We start from the raw sequence: 17,914 nt of genomic DNA, 5'->3' as shown, positions 1-17,914 counted from the left end.
CCACAGGGTTGTCCACAGCTGTGGAGATCTTTCGGTCCTCTAGCGACCGGCGGAGCCGACGCCGCCGTCAGCGACGCCCTCGGCGGCTCCGGCCGGTGGGTCCGGAGAGGTCGGCGTGGGCCGCGACCGTCTCGATGAAGGCCGCGACGAGCGGATCGGGGTCCGCCCGGGTGAAGGCCCGGACGGCCCTCGTGCGCGCGGGGTCGAGCGGCAGGACGGCGCCGCGGAAGCCGCTGTCGAGGATGTTCCGCGGGACGAGTCCGAGCCCGACTCCCGCCGCCGCGAACCGGGGCACGGCGGCGGTCTGCGGCGTGCGCAGCGCGACGCGCGGCACGAAGCCGGCCTCGGCGGCGTACCGGTCCAGGACTCCCGCGAGCCCGTGCTCGAGCGCGAAGTGCACCCACGGCTCGTCCGCCAGTGCCGCGAGGTCGACCGACGACCGCCCCGCCAGCGGATGATCGGAGCCGGCCACGACGACGAACTCCTCCCGCCCGATCAGGCGCGACGGCCCGCTCCACGACCGGGGCATCGGCGCGAGGGCGACGTCGCCCGCGCCCGCGCTCATGGCGGCGACCACCGCGTCGACGGACTGGTGCTCGATCACGGTCACGCTCGCTCCCGGATGCTCCTGCAGCCAGACCTCGAGCACCCCGGGGAGGACGCCCAGCCCGAGGGAGGTGATCGTCACGACGTCGATCGTCCCGGTCTCGGCCGCGAGGACGGCGGCCGCGGCGGCGAGGGCCCGCTGAGCATCGGCGACGACCGCTCGAGCCGGCGGGAGGACGGCGCGGCCGAGCGGGGTGAGGGCGACACCGCGCGGCAGCCGGTCGAGCAGGCGACCGCCGAGCTCGCGCTCGAGTGCGCGGATCTGCTGCGAGAGGCCGGGCTGGGTGACCCCCAGCTCGTCGGCGGCGCCGGTGAAGGACCCGAGGTCGACGACTCGGAGGAGGTACTCCCACTGCCGGACCGAGACCATCAGCAGAGCTTATCGGAAAAGGAATAGCGAGTACTTTGACTTCTTCTCAGCTCGGCGGCACGCTCTCCTGCATGACCTCACTCCTCGAACCGATCGCACTCGGATCGCTCAGCCTCCCCCACCGCATCGTGATGGCGCCGATGACGCGATCGCGCTCCGCGCAGCCCGGGAACAGCCCCCGGCCGCTGAACGCCGAGTACTACGCACAGCGCGCCACCGCCGCGCTCATCGTCTCGGAGGCGACGCAGATCTCGCCCTCCGGCCAGGGCTACAGCTTCACGCCGGGACTGCACTCCGCCGAGCAGATCGCCGGCTGGCGGCTCGTCACGGCGGCCGTCCACGCCGAGGGCGGGCGGATCGTCGCGCAGCTCTGGCACGTCGGGCGGATGTCGCACCGCTCGTTCCACGACGGGGCGGCGCCGGTCGCCCCGAGCGCTCTCGACTCCGGAGCACGGGTGTGGATCAGCACCGACGGGGTCGGCGCGATGGTGCCCACGAGCACGCCGCGGGCGCTGAGCACCGCCGAGGTCCGGGGAGTCGTCGAGGACTACCGTCGCGCGGCGGCGTCCGCGGTGGCGGCGGGCTTCGACGGCGTCGAGATCCACGGGGCGAACGGGTACCTCGTCGACCAGTTCCTCCGCACGACCTCCAACCACCGCACCGACGAGTACGGCGGCTCCGTCGACGGGCGCCTCCGCTTCCCGGTGGAGGTCGTGACCGCGGTCGCCGAGGAGATCGGCGCCGGCCGGGTGGGGCTCCGCCTCTCCCCGCAGATCACCGCACGGGGGATGGACTGCCCGGAGATCGAGAAGACGACCCTCGAGCTCGCGCGCCGGATCGATGCGATCGGCGTCGCCTACCTGCACCTCGCCGAGGCGGACTGGGACGACGCGCCCGCGATCCCGGAGGAGTTCCGGACGAGGCTCCGCGAGGCGTTCTCCGGCCGGATCGTCGTCGCCGGCGGCTACACGGCCGAGCGCGCCGAGCGGATCCTCGCCGCCGGGCACGCCGACCTGGTGGCGTTCGGCCGGCCCTTCGTCGCGAACCCCGACCTGCCCGCCCGCATCGCGGCCGGCGCGCCCCTGGCGGCACTCGATCCGGACCGGCTCTACGGCGGGGACGCGCGGGGGTACACGGACTTCCCGGCGTGGGAGGGGCCCGGCGCGGCCGTCGCGGCGCAGGGTGTCGCGGCGCAGGGTTCCGCGGCGCAGGCCGTCGCGACCCGGGGCGGAGCGCTCTGATGCGCGCCGTCGCGATCACCCGGCACGGGGCACCCGAGGTGCTCACCGACGTCGAGCTGCCCGACCCGGTGGCGACCGGTCACGACCTGCTGGTGCGGGTCCGGACCGTGTCGGTGAACCCCGTCGACACCAAGGTCCGCGCATCCGGACGCCCCGAGGCGAGGCCGAAGGTCCTCGGCTTCGACGCGGTCGGCTCGGTCGAGGCGGTGGGCGAGCACGTCACGCTCTTCGCGCCGGGTGACGACGTGTTCTACGCCGGCTCGCTCACCCGGCCCGGGACGAACGCGGAGCTGCACCTCGTCGACGAGCGCATCGTCGGCCGGAAGCCCGCCCGCCTCGACGACGCGGAGGCCGCGGCGCTGCCGCTGACGGCGATCACGGCGTGGGAGCTGCTGTTCGACCGGCTCGGGGTCGAGCGCGGCGGCGGACGCGGCCGGCGCCTGCTCGTCGCCGGTGCCGCCGGGGGTGTCGGATCGATGCTGGTCCAGCTCGCCGCCCGCCTGACCGATCTCGAGGTCGTCGCGACGGCCTCGACGCCCGAGTCGCGGCAGTGGGTCCGCGACCTCGGTGCCCACGAAGTGATCGATCACCGCGATCTCGCTGCGGAGCTGCGCCGCGTCGGACCCGTCGACCTCATCGCCTCCCTGACCGGGACGACGCGGAACCTCCCGGCGTTCGTCGAGGCGATCGCGCCGCAGGGGGCCATCGCCGTGATCGACGATCCCGAGACCCTCGACATCGTGCCGCTCAAGCGCAAGTCGGTGTCGGTGCACTGGGAGCTGATGTTCACCCGGCCGATGTTCGCGACGCCGGACCTGCGCGCGCAGCACGACCTGCTGCAGGAGGTGTCCGCGCTGCTGGACGAGGGGGTGCTGCGGACGACGCTCACTCGGGCGCTGTCGCCCCTGAGCGCGGCGACTCTCGCGGAGGCGCACCGGCTCGTCGAGGCCGGCGGGACCCCGGGCAAGGTCGTCGTCAGCGGCTGGGAGCGGAGCGGGCGGTAGCCCTCAGACGTCGATGGCGTGGACGAGACCGTCCTGCACGCTGCCGAGCCAGTCGTAGACGGCGCGGATCGCCTGGCCGGTCTCGTTCTCGGGCTCGACGTCGTCGGTGTCGACGATGCCCAGGCGGGCGGCGAGCGCGAGGCGCATGTCGGTGAGTCCGCGGAGCCAGGAGAGCGCCTGCGGCGGCTCGAGGCGGACGGCGACCTCGCCGAGGCCGGCGAAGACGCGGGCGTGCCCGGAGCCCTCGCCCGCGTCGAGGGCGGCGGTGATCGCGCGGGCGTCGTCCATCTTCCGGGCGGCCAGGTCGGGGGCGGTGAAGCGGCGGAACTCGTCGGCGGCCTCGCGGTCGTCGCGGTAGGCGTCGGGGAGGAGGCGGGCCAGCGCGGGGTCGGCGAGCGCCTCGTCCGAGGCGTGGCGGTCGAGCAGCTCGAGCATCTCGCCGGCGAGGTGGCGGAGGATCCCGGCCTCCTCGCGGTCGAAGCGGGCCACGGCGGCGCCGGAGGAGTCGCGGCGGAACGAGCGCATCAGCGGCGGCCGATCGCGGGGCGGGGGGTGCGGGTCATGCGTCGGCCTTCTGCAGCGTCGCCCACAGGCCGTAGCCGTGCATCGCCTCCACGTGCCGCTCCATCTCCTCGCGGTTGCCGGTCGCGACCACGGCGCGCCCCTCCGTGTGCACCTGGAGCATCAGGCGCTCGGCCTCGGCTCGGCCGAAGCCGAAGTAGCTGCGGAAGACGTAGGACACGTAGGACATCAGGTTCACCGGGTCGTCCCAGACGAGCACGATCCACGGCACCTCGGCGGCGGCGCGGGTCGCCAGCCGCTCGTCGGCGCGCTCGATCGTGTCCACCATCCCTCCAGCCTAGGTCGCGGGCGGCGGCCGTCGGCCGCGGGGCGGCGGATCTCGACACGCCCGCTGCGCGGGCTGCTCGATCAGCAGGGATCGGGTGCGCCGCCCCCCCTCTTGCTGGTCGAGTAGCCGCGCAGCGGCGTATCGAGACCCCACGCCTGCAGAACGGTGGATCTCGATACGCCCGCCAAGCGGGCTACTCGATCAACATGGATCGGTTGGGTGCCGCCCCCCCCTCTTGCTGGTCGAGTAGCCGCGCAGCGGCGTATCTCTTGCTGGTCGAGTAGCCGCGCAGCGGCGTATCGAGACCTCACGCCTGCAGAGCGGTGGATCTCGATACGCCCGCTGCGCGGGCTACTCGATCAGCATGGAGGGGGCGCCCGCGACGCGGACTGCTCGATCAGGAGGGGGCGCCCGCGGAGCGGGCTCCTCGGCGGTCAGGCCGAGAGGCGCGGCAGGACCTCGCGGGCGAAGAAGTCGAGGTGGTCGAGGTCCTGGAGGTCCATGAACTGGAGGTAGACGCGCTCGGCGCCGGCCTCGCGGAGGGACTCGAGGCGGTCGACGGTCTCGTCGACGCCGCCGGCGACGCCGTGCTCGCGCAGCTCGGCGGGCTCGCGGCCGATCGCGGCGGCGCGGCGCACGAACTCCGCCTCGTCCGCTCCGCCGACCGCGATCAGCGCGACCGAGTGCACGAGCGAGGACGGCTCGCGGCCGATCGCGACGCACGCCTCGTCCACGCGCGCGAACGCGGCGGGGATCGCGTCGAACTCCGGGAACGGCAGGTTGAACTCGCTCGCGAAGCGGGCTGCGAGGCGCGGGGTGCGCTTCGGGCCGCCGCCGCCGACGATCACCGGCAGCGGGAGCCGCGCGGGCTTCGGCAGCGCGGGCGAGTCGGTGAGCGTGTAGTGCTCGCCGGCGAAGGAGTAGCGCTCGCCGACCGGCGTCGACCAGAGGCCGGTGACGATCTCCAGCTGCTCCTCGAGCAGGTCGAAGCGGCGGGGCGGGAACGGGATGCCGTACGCGGCGTGCTCCTCCTCGAACCAGCCGGTGCCGAGCCCGAGCTCGACGCGGCCGCCCGACATGGCGTCGACCTGCGCGACCTGGATCGCGAGGATCCCCGGCGGCCGGTAGGTGACGGAGGAGACCAGGGTGCCGAGCGCGATCCGCTCGGTCTCGCGCGCGAGGCCCGCGAGGGTCGTCCACGCGTCCGACGGACCGGGGCCGGGGTCGCCGTCGCCCATCCGGAGGTAATGGTCGGAGCGGAAGAATCCGTCGAAGCCGAGGGCTTCGGTGGCCTGCGCGACCGCGAGGAGATCCTCGTAGCTGGCGCCCTGCTGGGGTTCGGTGAAGACTCTGAACTGCACGGCTCCAGCCTCCCCCATCCCGGTCGCCGCGGGCGCGACCGACCCGCCCGCCGCGCCCCGCCGGTCCCTCGATCAGGCGCTCGGCAGCGTCGGCGGCCGAGCCCGTGCCGAGCGGTCCGTGTACCGTTGCAGGCTGCCCACGACGAGAGGACCCCATGTCCGACACGCCCGCCTCCCCGGACATCGCCGTCCCTCCCGCCGCTGACAAGCGGCCCCCGCACAGCCTCGCCCGCTGGGTGTTCTGGCCCGCGGCGGTGATCACGCTCTCGATCGCCGCCTTCGCGATCGTCGCCCCCGACGTCGCCACCGGCGTCTTCTCGGCGCTGCAGAGCACGGTGATCGACACCTTCAGCTGGTACTACGTGCTGATCGCCGCGGTCTTCGTCGCCTTCGCGATCTGGATGGGCCTCAGCCGCTTCGGCGACATCAAGCTCGGTGCCGACGACGACGAGCCGGAGTTCTCGCTGCTCTCCTGGATCTCGCTGCTCTTCGCGGCCGGGATGGGCATCGGCCTCGTCTTCTACGGCGTCGCGGAGCCGCTCACCCACTTCGCCACTCCGCGGCCCGGCGTCACCGGCACCGACACGGAGCTCGCGCAGAGCGCCATCTCGCAGACCTATCTGCACTGGGGCGTGCACGCCTGGTCGATCTACGTCGTCGTCGGCCTCGCCCTCGCCTACGCGATCCACCGCCGCAAGCGCCCGGTGTCGATCCGCTGGGCGCTCGAGCCGCTGCTCGGCCGCCGGGTCCGCGGCGGCTGGGGCAACACGATCGACGTCGTCGCGCTCGTCGGCACGATGTTCGGCGTCGCGACCTCGCTCGGCCTCGGCGTCACGCAGATCTCGGCCGGGCTCGAGGCGAGCGGCATCGTCGACTCCTCGCTCACCGTGCAGATCGTCGTGATCGCGGTCGTGACGGCGCTCACCGTGTTCTCGCTCGTCTCCGGCGTCGGCAAGGGCATGAAGTGGCTCTCGACCGGCAACCTGCTGCTCGCGGCCGCCCTGCTCGTGTTCGTGCTGGTCGCCGGCCCGACCCAGTTCCTGCTGCGTGAGTTCGTGCAGTCGCTCGGCAACTACCTGCAGAACTTCATCGGCCTGACCTTCACGGTCAGCGCCTACCAGGGCACCGCGGGCGAGACCTGGCAGGCGAGCTGGACCACGTTCTACTGGGGCTGGTGGATGTCGTGGGCGCCGTTCGTCGGCATCTTCATCGCCCGCGTCTCCAAGGGCCGCACCGTGCGCGAGTTCGTCGCGGGCGTGCTGCTGGTCCCGACGATCATGACGTTCCTCTGGTTCAGCGTGCTCGGCGGCACCGCCCTCTACCGCGAGCTCTACGGCTCCGGCGGGCTCGTCGGCACCGACGGCGCGGTGAGCACCGACACCGCGCTCTTCCAGATGCTGCAGGGCCTGCCGGCCGGCTCCGTGCTCACGGTCGGCGCGATCCTCCTGATCGGCGTCTTCTTCGTCACCTCCGCCGACTCCGGCGCCCTGGTCATGTCGATGATCGCGACCGGCGGCGACGCGGAACCGCGCAACGGCATCCGCGTCTTCTTCGCGCTGGCGACGGCGCTGCTCGCGCTCTCGCTGCTCATCGCCGGCGGGCTCGACGCCCTGCAGACGGCCGCGATCCTCTCGGCGCTGCCGTTCAGCGTGGTGATGATCCTGATGTGCGTGGCGACGGTGATCGCGTTCCGCAGGGAGATCCGCGCCTACGACAAGGCCCGCCGGGCCGCCTTCGTCGGCGACATCGGCTCCTTCTACGGCCTCGAGGTGGAGGAGCCGGTCGAGCGCGAGCCGGCGCACCCTCTGAAGCGGCTGGCGCAGCGGATCAAGCCGGGCGCGGCGCCGCGGGAGTAGGGCGCGGCGGCGTCCGACGCGGGGGATCTCGATACGCCCGGCTGCGCCGGGCTACTCGATCAGCATGCAGGGGGGGCGGACTCGCGATCAGCACGGTGGTCGAGTAGGCGCCGCAGGCGGCGTATCGAGACCGGGTGGGGCGGCGGGCGCGACGTCGTGTGACGTCGCGTGGCGCCGTGTTACGGGCGGGGTGACAGTCTCCTGAGCGGGCTCGTAGGTTGGCCGGGTCGTCAGCCCACGCCGCTAGGAGTACCGCCCGCATGTCACGCTTCACGCCCGGATCGTCCCCCTTCCGCTCGCGCCTCGCCGCGGCCGTCGGCGCCGTCCTCGTGGCCGGCCTGCTCGCGGGCTGCACCGCGCAGGCGGCGGACGTGGCCGGCTCCTCCTCCGGCACGCCCGTCGAGGGCGGCTCGCTCGTCTTCGCCGACATCGAGCTGCAGACCGACTTCCAGGTGCAGAAGGGGTTCAACTACACGCAGGCGAACGTCTTCCGCACCATCGCCGACCGCCTCACCGCCTTCGACCCGGAGACCGGCGAGGTCATGCCGTGGATCGCCTCCGAGTGGAGCGTCAACGGCGACAACACGGAGTTCACCTTCACCATCCGCCCGGGCGTCACCTTCTCGGACGGCACGCCGCTCGACGCCGCCGCGGTCAAAGCCAACCTCGACCAGCTCGGCCTGGGCGACGAGGCGAAGAAGATCGTCAAGAACCGCGACTTCATCGGCTACCAGAGCTCGGAGGTGACCGGCGAGGACACCGTCGTCGTGCGCCTCTCGGAGCCGAACGCCGACTTCCTCAAGGCGACCGCCGCCTCCACCGCGAGCCTGGTCTCGACCTCGACCCTCGCGCTGGACTACGCCGGGCAGGCCGACATCTCGAAGATCGTCGCCTCCGGCCCCTTCGTCTTCGCCTCGCAGGTGCCCGACCAGGAGATCGTCTTCGACAAGCGCGAGGACTACGCCTGGCCGTCGTCGATCTCGACGAACACCGGCGCGGCGCACCTGGACGAGGTCACCTTCCGCGCGATCCCCGAGGTGGGGCTGCGCGTGGGCGCCGTCTCCTCGGGTCAGGCGGACATCGCGCGCGGCGTGCAGCCGACCGACGAGGCAGCCGCGGCCGCCTCCGGGATCGAGCTCGCCGTCGCGCAGGCGCCGGAGCTCACCGCGAACTGGCTCGCCTTCCGCGGCGACGCGCCCGTCGTCTCCGACCAGGCCGTCCGCCGCGCTCTGCAGATCGGCTTCGACCGCGAGGCGCTGAAGACCACCGTGCTCAGCGACAGCTACCCGCTCTCGGGCTCGGTGCTCAACCGCTCGGCCCCCGGCTTCGTCGACCTCGGCGACGAGCTCGCCTACGACCCCGACGAGGCCGAGAAGCTCCTCGACGACGCGGGCTGGACCGTCGGCTCCGACGGCGTCCGCGAGAAGGACGGCCAGCGGCTCGCCCTCTCGGTCGCCGCCAGCCCGCGCAGCGTCGTGATCAAGCCCGCCTTCGAGTTCATCGAGTCGGAGTGGCGCAAGCTCGGCGTCGAGCTGACCAACAACGCCGGCGACAGCGCCATCCTCGCCACCGCGCTGGGCGACCCCGCCTACCCCGCCATCGGCTCGCGCCAGTTCTACCTCGGCGGTCTCGGCCCGCTGTTCAGCGCCGCCGGCAACACCAACACCTACGTCTCGGACGACGAGCTCAACGCGCTGTTCGCGACCGAGCGCGCGGCCACCGACCCCGCCGCCCGCGACGAGGTCCTCGCCGACATCCAGGAGCGCCTCGTGCTCGGCACCAACCTGCTCGTGCCGCTCTGGGACGAGGTGCAGGTGCACGCCGTCGGCTCGGGCGTCCACGTGAGCTTCGACGGCGGCACCGCGCCGCTGCTCCACGAAGCCTGGGTGCAGAGGTAGCCGCGGTGCTCCGGTATCTCGCCGGCCGGGCCGGTCAGGCGGTGCTCGTGCTGTGGCTGACGTACACGATCGTCTTCGCGGTCGTGCAGCTGCTGCCGTCCGACCCCGTCACGATCTTCCTGGCCGGCGACGCCGGGGCCGACCCCGCCCTGATCCAGCAGGTCAGCGCGCTCTACGGCTACGACCGCCCCTGGCACGAGCAGTACCTGCTGCAGCTGGCGAACCTGCTGCGCGGCGACTTCGGCTTCTCGCTCTCCTCCGGCCAGCCCGTGCTCACCCGCATCGGCGACGTCGTCGGCAGCACCGTCCTGCTGGCCTCGACGGGACTGCTGCTCAGCATCGTGATCGCGGTGGGCGTGAGCGCGGCGGCGTTCCTGATCGACGCGCCGCGGCTGAAGGCCCTCGTCGTCGCCGTGCCGTCGCTGTTCAGCTCGATCCCCGTGTTCTGGCTCGGGATCGTGGTGCTGCAGGTGTTCTCCTTCCAGCTGCGGATCCTCTCGCTCTTCCCGGACGGGTCGCTGCTGTCGCTGCTCATCCCCGCCCTGGTGCTCGCGATCCCGGTGTCCGCGCCGATCGCGCAGGTGCTGCTGAGCGGAGTGGAGCAGGCCGCCGAGCTCGCCTTCGTCAAGACCGCCCGCGCGAAGGGCGCCCGGCCGCTGCGGGTCTTCCTGCGGCACGTCCTGCGCTCCTCGCTCGGCGCGACCACCGCCGTGATCGGCACCACACTCGGGATCCTCCTGGCCGGCTCCGTCATCACCGAGACCGTCTTCGCCCGCCCCGGCCTCGGCTCGGTGCTGCTGAAGGCCGTCATCGCGCAGGACGTGCCGCTCGTGCAGGGCCTCGTCCTGCTGACGACGCTCGTCGTCGTCGTCACCACGCTGGTGCTCGATCTGATCGCGCCGGTGCTCGACCCGCGCGTCCTGCGCACCCGCGGACAGAAGGGACTGGTGCGCCTTGGCGCTTGAGCTCACCCGGACGGCGGACGACCGCCGCGCCGGCCTCCTCCGCAGCCTGCCCGCGCCGGGCCCGGCCGCGATCCTCTCGGCGGCGCTGATCGTCCTGGTCGTGCTCTGGCTGATCGCGCCCGGCTGGTTCACCTCCTCCGACCCGCTGACCGGCGACTCCTCGCAGGTCTTCCTCGCCCCGAGCGCCGCGCACCCCTTCGGCACCGACCACCTCGGCCGCGACGTGCTCGCCCGGGTGGTCTTCGGCACGCGCCAGACCGCGCTGACCGCGGGGCTCGCCGTGATCGTCGGACTGGCGCTCGGCACCCTCGTCGGCATCGTCTCCTCGACGCTCGGCTCATGGGCGGAGGCCGTGAGCATGCGCGTGATCGACGCCCTGATCGCGCTGCCCGCGTTCATGATCGCGCTGTTCGTGGTCTCGGCCTACGGAGCGGGACCGGTCTCGCTGGGCATCGGGGTCGGCATCGGCTCGGTCGTGCTGTTCGCGCGGGTGACGCGCGCCGAGATCCTCCGGGTGCGCTCGCTCGACTACCTCGAGGCGAGCCTCCTGGCCGGCGCCGGATACCTCCGCCAGCTGACCGGCCACGTGCTGCCCGCGATCGCCGGGGCGCTCGTCGCCCTCGCGGTCGTCGACTTCGGCGCCGCGGTTCTGGCCGTGTCCGCGCTCGGCTTCCTCGGCTTCGGCACACCGCCGCCCACTCCCGAGTGGGGGCTCATCATCGCCGAGGGCCGCAACTACCTGGCCAACGCGTGGTGGATGACCGCACTGCCCGGGACCTTCGTGCTCGTCGTGGTCGTCGCGCTCGGCGTGCTCAGCCGCTACCTCGGAAAGGCGACCCGTGCCTGACGCCATCGACTCCTCCTCCCCGGCCGCCGCGGCCCCCGCGGCCCCCGCCCTGCAGCTCGAGGGACTCTCGCTCGACTACCGCGCCGGCCGCCGCTCGGTGCGCGCCCTCGACGACGTCTCCTTCACGGTCGGCCGCGGCGAGATCGTCGCCCTGGTCGGCGAGTCCGGCTCGGGCAAGTCGACCATCGCGAACGCGGCGACCGGGCTGCTGCCCGCCTCGGCCCGGGTCGCCTCCGGCCGGCTGCTCGTCGACGGCGCCGACGCGACGCGGCTCTCGGAGTCGCGCTGGAGCCGCCTCCGCGGTCGGCGGGTCGGGCTCGTCCCGCAGGACCCGGGCTCGAGCCTCACCCCGGTGCTCACCATCGGCGCGCAGGTCGCCGAGATCTTCGCGATCCGCGGCGAGCGCCTCTCGCGCAGCGAGCGCCGGGCCCGCTCGATCGAGCTGCTCGAGATCGCCGAGGTGTCGCGCGCCGCCGACCGCCTGACGCAGTTCCCGCACGAGCTCTCCGGCGGGCTGAAGCAGCGCATCCTGATCGCGATCGCCTTCGGCCTCGACCCCGCCCTGCTGGTCGCCGACGAGCCCACCTCGGCGCTGGACGTGACGGTGCAGAAGCAGATCCTGCGCGTGCTCGACCGCCTGGCCGCGGAGCACGGCACCAGCGTGCTGCTCGTCACACACGACCTCGCGCTCGCGACCGACCACGCCTCGCGCGCCCTGGTGCTGCAGCGCGGGCGGCTGGTCGAGGACGCGCCTGTCGAGCGGATCGTCCGCTCCCCCGCCGTCGACTACACGGCCGAGCTGATCGCGCACGCCCGGGCGACGCAGACCGCGCCGCCGCCGAGCGCGCCGCCGCTCAGCTCCGCCGCCTCCTCCGCCGCCCGCACCGCCTCGAACGCCGTGCTCGAGGTGGAGGGGCTGTCGAAGACCTTCCCCGGTCGGCGCGGGGCGGACGCGGTCGCCGCCGTCGACGACGTCTCGTTCTCGCTGGAGCGCGGCCGCACCCTCGCGCTGGTCGGCGAGTCCGGCTCGGGCAAGTCGACGACCGCGCGGATGATCCTGCGCCTGCTCGACCCGACCGCGGGCACGATCCGCCTCGGCGGGCGGGACGTCACGCGCGTCTCCGGCCGCGACCGGCTCGCGCTCTGGCGGACGGTGCAGCTCGTCTACCAGAACCCCGACTCGGCGCTGGACCCGCGCTGGACCGTGGGGCGGATCGTCGCCGAGCCGATCGCCGGCTCCGTGCCGTCGCGCGAGCGCCGGGCCCGCGTCGAGGAGCTGCTCGAGGCCGTCTCGCTGCCGGACGGCGTGATCGACCAGCGGCCGGGCGAGCTCTCCGGCGGCCAGCGCCAGCGGGTCGCGATCGCGCGGGCGCTCGCTCCGCGCAGCTCGCTCGTGGTGCTCGACGAGGCGCTCAGCGCGCTCGACGTCATCACGCAGGAGCGGGTGCTGCAGCTGATCGAGCGGATCCAGCGCGAGCAGGGCGTCTCCTACCTCTTCATCTCGCACGACCTCTCCACCGTCCGCCGGCTCGCCCACGACGTGGTCGTGCTGCGCGCCGGCCGCGTCGTCGAGCAGGGCGCCTCGCGCGAGCTGTTCGCGACGCCGCGGACGGACTACGTGCGCGAGCTGCTCGACGCCGTACCCGGGCGGCGGCTGCTCGGGGACGGCGACGGCGCGGGCGCGGCGAGCCCGACCACCGCGACCGCCGTCACCGCGACGACCACCGCCACCACCTCCACCACCACCGCGACCCCTGCCGAGGAGCCCCGATGAGCACCGCCCCGAAGCCCCTGCGCTTCTCCGCCTTCGTGATGAACACGAGCTCGCACATCCAGCACGGCCTCTGGCGGCACCCGGACGCGCGCCAGCACGAGTTCACCTCGCTCGCCCTCTGGACCGACCTGGCGCGCACCCTCGAGCGCGGCCGCTTCGACGCGATCTTCTTCGCCGACGTCCTCGGCCTCTACGGACCGGCCCGCGGCGACTACACCGTCAACGCCCGCGAGGGCCTGCAGTTCCCGAGCAACGACCCCTCGGTGCTGCTCGGCGCGCTCGCGGCCGTCACCGAGCACCTCGGCCTCGTCTTCACCTCCTCGGTGCTGCAGGCCCACCCGTTCGAGTTCGCCCGCCGGGTCTCGACGCTCGACCACCTCTCCGGCGGCCGCGTGGGCTGGAACGTCGTCACCAGCGCGCAGGAGAGCGCGGCCCGCAACTTCGGCGCCGACGGACTCGAGGAGCACGACGAGCGCTACCGCTGGGCCGAGGAGTACCTCGAGGTCGTCTACAAGCTCTGGGAGGGCTCCTGGGACGACGACGCGCTGAAGCGCGACAAGGCGCTCGGCCACCCGGAGGACGCGGTCTTCGCCGATGCGGGCGGGATCCACCGCATCGACCACGTCGGCGAGCGCTACCGGGTGGCCGGGCCGCACCAGAGCCCGCCGTCGCCGCAGCGGACGCCCGTGATCTTCCAGGCCGGCTCCTCCCCCGCCGGCAGCGCCTTCGCCGCCCGGCACGCGGAGGGCCAGTTCGTGCTCACCTCGGGCATCGACAAGACCCGCGCGCTGATCGAGCAGACCCGCGCGAAGGTCGCCGCGACGGGCCGCTCCGCCGACGACCTCGCGTTCTTCCTCGGCCTCGCCTTCGTCACCGGCGACACCGAGGAGGCGGCGCAGCGCAAGGCGGCGGAGCTCGACGAGTACCTCTCCAGCGACGGCTTCCTGCTGCACAGCAACCTCGCGTTCGATCCGAGGACCGGCGAGCCGCTGGATCCGGACACCCCGCTCTCGGAGCTCTCGACCGGCACCAACGTCAGCCACCTGCAGTGGATGCGCGAGCTCTCGCCCGACCCGGACCCGAAGGTGCGCGACCTGGCGACCCTGGCGGCGAAGCTGCGCGGCCGGATCGTCGGCACGCCCGAGCAGATCGCCGACCGCCTCGCCGAGTGGCAGGACGCGGGGATCGACGGCATCAACGTCATGAACTGGATCCTGCCCGGCAGCTTCGAGGAGTTCGTCGACCACGTGATCCCGGTGCTGCAGGAGCGCGGGCTCGCCCAGCGCGAGTACGCGCCGGGCACGCTGCGGCAGAAGCTGTTCGGCCGCGACCAGCTGCCGGACGAGCACCCGGCGCGCGCCTGGCGCGGCGCGTTCGCGGGCGACGCCCAGCACGACGCGGCCGGTCTCGCTGCGGAGCCCGCGGCCGACCTCGCGACGGAGCCCGCCCGATGAGCCTCACCGCCGACGACCTCGCCCGCTTCCGCACCGTCATCGCCGAGGTGGGCGCGGAGTCGCTCGTCCGCGAGCGGGAGCGCCGCCTGCTGCACCCGGAGATCGCGGCGCTCGTCGCCTCCGGCTTCACGGCGATGCGCGTGCCGGTCGAGTGGGGCGGCGCGGGAGCGACGCTGCCCGAGCTGTTCACCCTCCTGGTCGAGCTGGGCGCGGCCGACCCCAACCTGCCGCAGGCCCTGCGCGGCCACTTCGGCCTGATCGAGCGCTTCCTCGTCGGCGGCACGGCGCGCGACGAGGCCTGGCTGCGGCGCGCGGCGGCCGGTGCGCTGTTCGCCAACTCGCAGGCCGAGAAGGGCTCCGCGACCACGACGGAGGCGCGACTCGTCCCGGCCGACGGCGGCTGGCGGCTCACCGGCCGCAAGTTCTACACGACCGGCACCCTCTACGCCGACTACACCTGGACCGGTGCGCTCGACCCCTCGGGCGAGCGCTGCGGCGCCGTGGTGCCCACCGGCGCGCCCGGGGTCGAGGTGCTCGACGACTGGACCGGCTTCGGCCAGCGCCTCACCGCGAGCGGCACCACCGTCTTCGCCGACGTGCCGCTCGGCGACGAGCACGTCTACCGCGTGCTGCAGGAGCCCGACTGGTACACGCTCGACTTCCGCCTGCTGCTGCACCTGCTGCTCCAGGCGACGATGGCGGGCATCGGCCGCGCCGCGCTGGAGGACACGCTGCGCTTCGTCCGCGGCCGCTCGCGCTCGTTCGGCGTCGCCGGCGAGAGCCTGCCCCGCGAGGACCCGCGGGTGCAGTCGGTCGTCGGCGAGCTGGCGAGCCGGGTCGCCGCGGTGGAGGCGCTCGTGCACGACGTCGCCCGCGACTACGCCGCCGTGCGCGACCGGGAGCACGCGGACGAGACGGAGCGCACCCGCGACTACGTGCGCGTGCAGATCCGGCAGTTCGAGGCGCAGCAGATCGCGGTGGCCGACATCGTCGCGGTGACCTCGCGCCTCTTCGAGGTGGGCGGCGCCTCCGCGGTGCTCACCGAGTCCGGACTCGACCGTCACTGGCGCAATGCCCGTACGATCGCCTCGCACAACCCGGCGGTCTTCCGCCAGGCCGCGATCGGCGCCTACCTGCTGAACGGCACCGAGCCCGAGACCGACTTCCGCACCAGCGTCCCGCCCGAGGCGCATCCCGCATGACCGGAGCACCCGCATGACCGATCCCCGCCCCCTGCTCTTCAACGCGTTCGTGATGAACACGCCCTCGCACATCCACCACGGCCAGTGGCGGCGGCCCGGGGTGCGGCACGACGCGTTCGAGGACCTCGGCCACTGGATCGAGGTGGCGCGGACGCTCGAGCGCGGGGTGTTCGACGCGATCTTCTTCGCGGACGTCGTAGGCACCTACGGCGCGGTCGGCGCCTCGCTCGAGGTCAACGCGCGCGAGGGCCTGCAGCTGCCCAACAACGATCCGTCGATCCTGCTCGCCGCCCTGATCGGCTCGACCGAGCACCTCGGCCTGGCGATGACGAGCTCGATCCTGCAGGCGCACCCGTTCGAGTTCGCGCGGCGCATGTCGACCCTCGACCACCTCTCGAAGGGGCGCGTCGCCTGGAACATCGTCACCAGCTACCAGGAGAACGCGGCCCGCAACTTCGGCCACGACCGCCTGACCGAGCACGACGCCCGCTACGCGCAGGCCGAGGAGTACCTCGACGTCGTCTACAAGCTGTGGGAGGGGTCGTGGGACGACGACGCCTCGGTGCGCGACAAGGCCGGCGCGTACTCGCGGCCGGAGTCGGTGCACCGGATCGACCACGTCGGCGAGGCGTACCGGGTGGAGGGGCCGCACCTGTCGGCGCCGTCGCCGCAGCGCACGCCGTTCCTCTTCCAGGCCGGCTCCTCCCCCGCCGGTCGCGCCTTCGCGGCGCGGCACGCGGAGGCGCAGTTCGTCGGCGGCTCGACGACGGAGCAGACCCGCGAGCTGATCGCCTCGACCCGCGCGCTGACGGAGGCGGCCGGGCGCCGCGGCGACGACGTGCTGTTCTTCTCGCCGCTGTCCGTCGTGGTCGGCAGCACCGAGCGCGAGGCCCGCGAGCGCGAGGCCGAGCTCGACGCCGCCACGAGCGTCGACGCGCACCTGCTGCACGCGGGGCTCAGCGTCGACCAGGCCGACGGGCGCCCGTTCCCGCCGGAGACGAAGCTGCGCGACATCGTCACCAACGGCAACCGCAGCACGCTCGAGTCGATGATCCGCCTGCTGCCCGACCGCGACGCGACCGTCGCCGACCTCGCCCGCCTGGCCGTCGGCCGGCACCAGCGCGTGGTCGGGACGCCCGAGCAGATCGCCGACCGGCTCGCCGAGCTGCGCGACGCGGGTGTCGACGGCATCAACCTCGCGCACTGGACCCTGCCGGACAGCTACGTGGAGTTCGTCGACGAGGTGATGCCGGTGCTGCGGGCGCGGGGTCTCGCCCGCTCGGAGTACGCGCCCGGCGGGCTGCGCGAGCGGCTAACCGGAGCGGCGCGGCTGAACGCGCGGCACCCGGCGGCGCGCTACCGCGGGGCGTTCCGGGGCTGACGGAGGCGGGGCGGCCCTCTGCTGGTCGATCGCGGCGTCGGCCGGGCGAGGCGTGCACGACCGAGGCGGGAAGCGCCGATCCTGCGACTCCCGCAGGGGAGGCGTGGACGACTGAGGCGGGAAGCGCCGATCCTGCGATCTCCCGCTGATCCGCTGCTTCCCGCCTCACTCGTGCACGCACCGGGCCGGAGCCCGGGTCCGCCGCTCAGCTGGGCGAGGGGACGAAGGGGTGCTCGGGCGGGTCCTGGTCGTCGTCCAGGCGGGCGTCGGCGCCCTCGCCGGTCGCCTCTGCGTCGTCGGCCTGGGCGCCGTCGACCTGCGAGTCGTCGATCTGCGCGGGATCCTCGGGCGGGACCGGCAGGGAGTCGGCGTCGGGACGGGTGGTGTCGGTGACGTCCTCGGGGGCGTCGAAGCCGAAGCTGCTCATGGTGTCCTCTCCGCGGCGCACCGGGAGGCGGCGCCGCTGCCGGCAGCCTAGGTCGCCCCTCCGGCCCCGGTCACCTGCTTGACGCCGCCCCGCCCCGACCCGCGAGACCACCTCCGGCACGCGGAAACGGCCTCGGCACGCGGAATCCGCCGATTCCCACGAGCCCGAGCTGGAACCACGAGCCGAAGCCCGACCTCACCCACCTCCGGCACGCGAAAACGACTCCGGCACGCCGAATCCGTCGATTCCCACGAGCCCGAGCTGGAACCACGAGCCGAAGCCCGACCTCACCCACCTCCGGCACGCGAGAACGACTCCGGCACGCCGAATCCGTCGATTCCCACGAGCCGGAGCTGAATCAACGAGCCGGGGCCCGACGTCACCCACCTCTCACCACCTCCGGCACGCGAAAACAGCCTCGGCACGCGGAATCCGTCGATTCCCACGAGCCCGAGCTGAATCCACGAGCCGAAGCCCGACCTCACCCACCTCCGGCACGCGAAAACGACTCCGGCACGCCGAATCCGTCGAATCCCACGAGCCGGAGCTGGATCAACGAGCCGGGGCCCGACCTCCCCCGCCACCCGGCACCTCCGGCACGCGAAAACAGCCTCGGCACGCGGAATCCGCCGATTCCCACGAGTCCGAGCTGGAGAAGCGAGCCCGGGCCCGACCTCC

15 protein-coding genes are annotated in these 17,914 nt (G+C 73.5%); 10 read left to right on the top strand and 5 right to left on the bottom strand.

What is annotated here, in order from left to right; all coding sequences use genetic code 11:
- Positions 1-67 precede the first annotated feature (67 nt).
- Positions 68-976, bottom strand: coding sequence for a LysR family transcriptional regulator (locus tag HQQ82_RS14690; RefSeq protein ID WP_173234470.1), 909 nt, complete (start codon positions 974-976; stop codon positions 68-70).
- 71 nt (positions 977-1,047) lie between these two features.
- On the opposite strand from HQQ82_RS14690, the gene HQQ82_RS14685 reads away from it, so the two are divergent.
- Both HQQ82_RS14685 and HQQ82_RS14680 read left to right on the top strand, forming a co-directional pair.
- Positions 1,048-2,217 (top strand): alkene reductase, encoded by a 1,170-nt coding sequence (locus HQQ82_RS14685; RefSeq protein ID WP_173234468.1) that lies wholly within the window; start codon positions 1,048-1,050, stop codon positions 2,215-2,217.
- Positions 2,217-3,221, top strand: a complete 1,005-nt coding sequence (locus HQQ82_RS14680; RefSeq protein ID WP_173234465.1) for a zinc-binding alcohol dehydrogenase family protein — start codon at positions 2,217-2,219, stop codon at positions 3,219-3,221. The genes HQQ82_RS14685 and HQQ82_RS14680 overlap by 1 nt, the downstream gene beginning before the upstream one ends.
- A gap of 3 nt (positions 3,222-3,224) precedes the next feature.
- Here HQQ82_RS14680 and HQQ82_RS14675 read toward each other — a convergent pair whose 3' ends face one another.
- From HQQ82_RS14675 to HQQ82_RS14665, 3 genes are all read right to left on the bottom strand, one after another.
- Positions 3,225-3,746: a DUF2017 domain-containing protein gene (locus tag HQQ82_RS14675; RefSeq protein ID WP_173234463.1), complete on the bottom strand. Its 522-nt coding sequence runs from the start codon at positions 3,744-3,746 to the stop codon at positions 3,225-3,227.
- A 34-nt stretch (positions 3,747-3,780) separates the two neighbouring features.
- Entirely contained in the window at positions 3,781-4,071 is a 291-nt protein-coding gene (gene clpS, locus HQQ82_RS14670) for an ATP-dependent Clp protease adapter ClpS (RefSeq protein ID WP_173234461.1), read from the bottom strand.
- Between the two features lie 434 nt (positions 4,072-4,505).
- Positions 4,506-5,432: an LLM class F420-dependent oxidoreductase gene (locus HQQ82_RS14665; protein WP_173234459.1), complete on the bottom strand. Its 927-nt coding sequence runs from the start codon at positions 5,430-5,432 to the stop codon at positions 4,506-4,508.
- Between the two features lie 155 nt (positions 5,433-5,587).
- Between HQQ82_RS14665 and HQQ82_RS14660 the strand changes: the two genes are divergently transcribed.
- From HQQ82_RS14660 to HQQ82_RS14625, 8 genes are all read left to right on the top strand, one after another.
- A complete protein-coding gene (locus HQQ82_RS14660; protein ID WP_173234457.1) occupies positions 5,588-7,288 on the top strand; it encodes a BCCT family transporter in 1,701 nt (566 codons plus the stop codon).
- 260 nt (positions 7,289-7,548) lie between these two features.
- Positions 7,549-9,186, top strand: coding sequence for an ABC transporter substrate-binding protein (locus tag HQQ82_RS14655; RefSeq protein WP_173234455.1), 1,638 nt, complete (start codon positions 7,549-7,551; stop codon positions 9,184-9,186).
- A gap of 5 nt (positions 9,187-9,191) precedes the next feature.
- On the top strand, positions 9,192-10,151 hold the full coding sequence (locus HQQ82_RS14650; RefSeq protein WP_173234453.1) for an ABC transporter permease: 960 nt from the start codon (positions 9,192-9,194) through the stop codon (positions 10,149-10,151).
- Complete coding sequence (locus HQQ82_RS14645; RefSeq protein ID WP_254071520.1) at positions 10,141-10,998, top strand: ABC transporter permease; 858 nt, start codon at positions 10,141-10,143, stop codon at positions 10,996-10,998. The genes HQQ82_RS14650 and HQQ82_RS14645 overlap by 11 nt, the downstream gene beginning before the upstream one ends.
- The gene (locus HQQ82_RS14640) at positions 10,991-12,772 is read left to right on the top strand and encodes a dipeptide ABC transporter ATP-binding protein (protein WP_367947948.1); all 1,782 of its coding nucleotides are present in this window, start codon (positions 10,991-10,993) and stop codon (positions 12,770-12,772) included. Before HQQ82_RS14645 ends, HQQ82_RS14640 begins: the two co-directional genes overlap by 8 nt.
- Positions 12,769-14,226, top strand: coding sequence for an LLM class flavin-dependent oxidoreductase (locus HQQ82_RS14635; RefSeq protein WP_173234451.1), 1,458 nt, complete (start codon positions 12,769-12,771; stop codon positions 14,224-14,226). The genes HQQ82_RS14640 and HQQ82_RS14635 overlap by 4 nt, the downstream gene beginning before the upstream one ends.
- Positions 14,223-15,428, top strand: coding sequence for an acyl-CoA dehydrogenase family protein (locus HQQ82_RS14630; protein ID WP_173234449.1), 1,206 nt, complete (start codon positions 14,223-14,225; stop codon positions 15,426-15,428). Before HQQ82_RS14635 ends, HQQ82_RS14630 begins: the two co-directional genes overlap by 4 nt.
- A gap of 13 nt (positions 15,429-15,441) precedes the next feature.
- Complete coding sequence (locus tag HQQ82_RS14625; protein WP_173234447.1) at positions 15,442-16,809, top strand: NtaA/DmoA family FMN-dependent monooxygenase; 1,368 nt, start codon at positions 15,442-15,444, stop codon at positions 16,807-16,809.
- Positions 16,810-17,014: 205 nt separating this feature from the next.
- Here the strand turns inward: HQQ82_RS14625 and HQQ82_RS14620 are convergent, their stop codons facing one another.
- A complete protein-coding gene (locus HQQ82_RS14620) occupies positions 17,015-17,236 on the bottom strand; it encodes a hypothetical protein (RefSeq protein WP_173234445.1) in 222 nt (73 codons plus the stop codon).
- Between the last annotated feature and the right edge of the window lie 678 nt (positions 17,237-17,914).

Origin of the sequence: Rathayibacter sp. VKM Ac-2856 (assembly GCF_013205055.1) — a bacterium.
Classification (GTDB): domain Bacteria; phylum Actinomycetota; class Actinomycetes; order Actinomycetales; family Microbacteriaceae; genus Rathayibacter.
The sequence above is the reverse complement of the archived record's forward strand: the minus strand, read 5'-3'. Positions and strand labels throughout refer to the sequence as shown.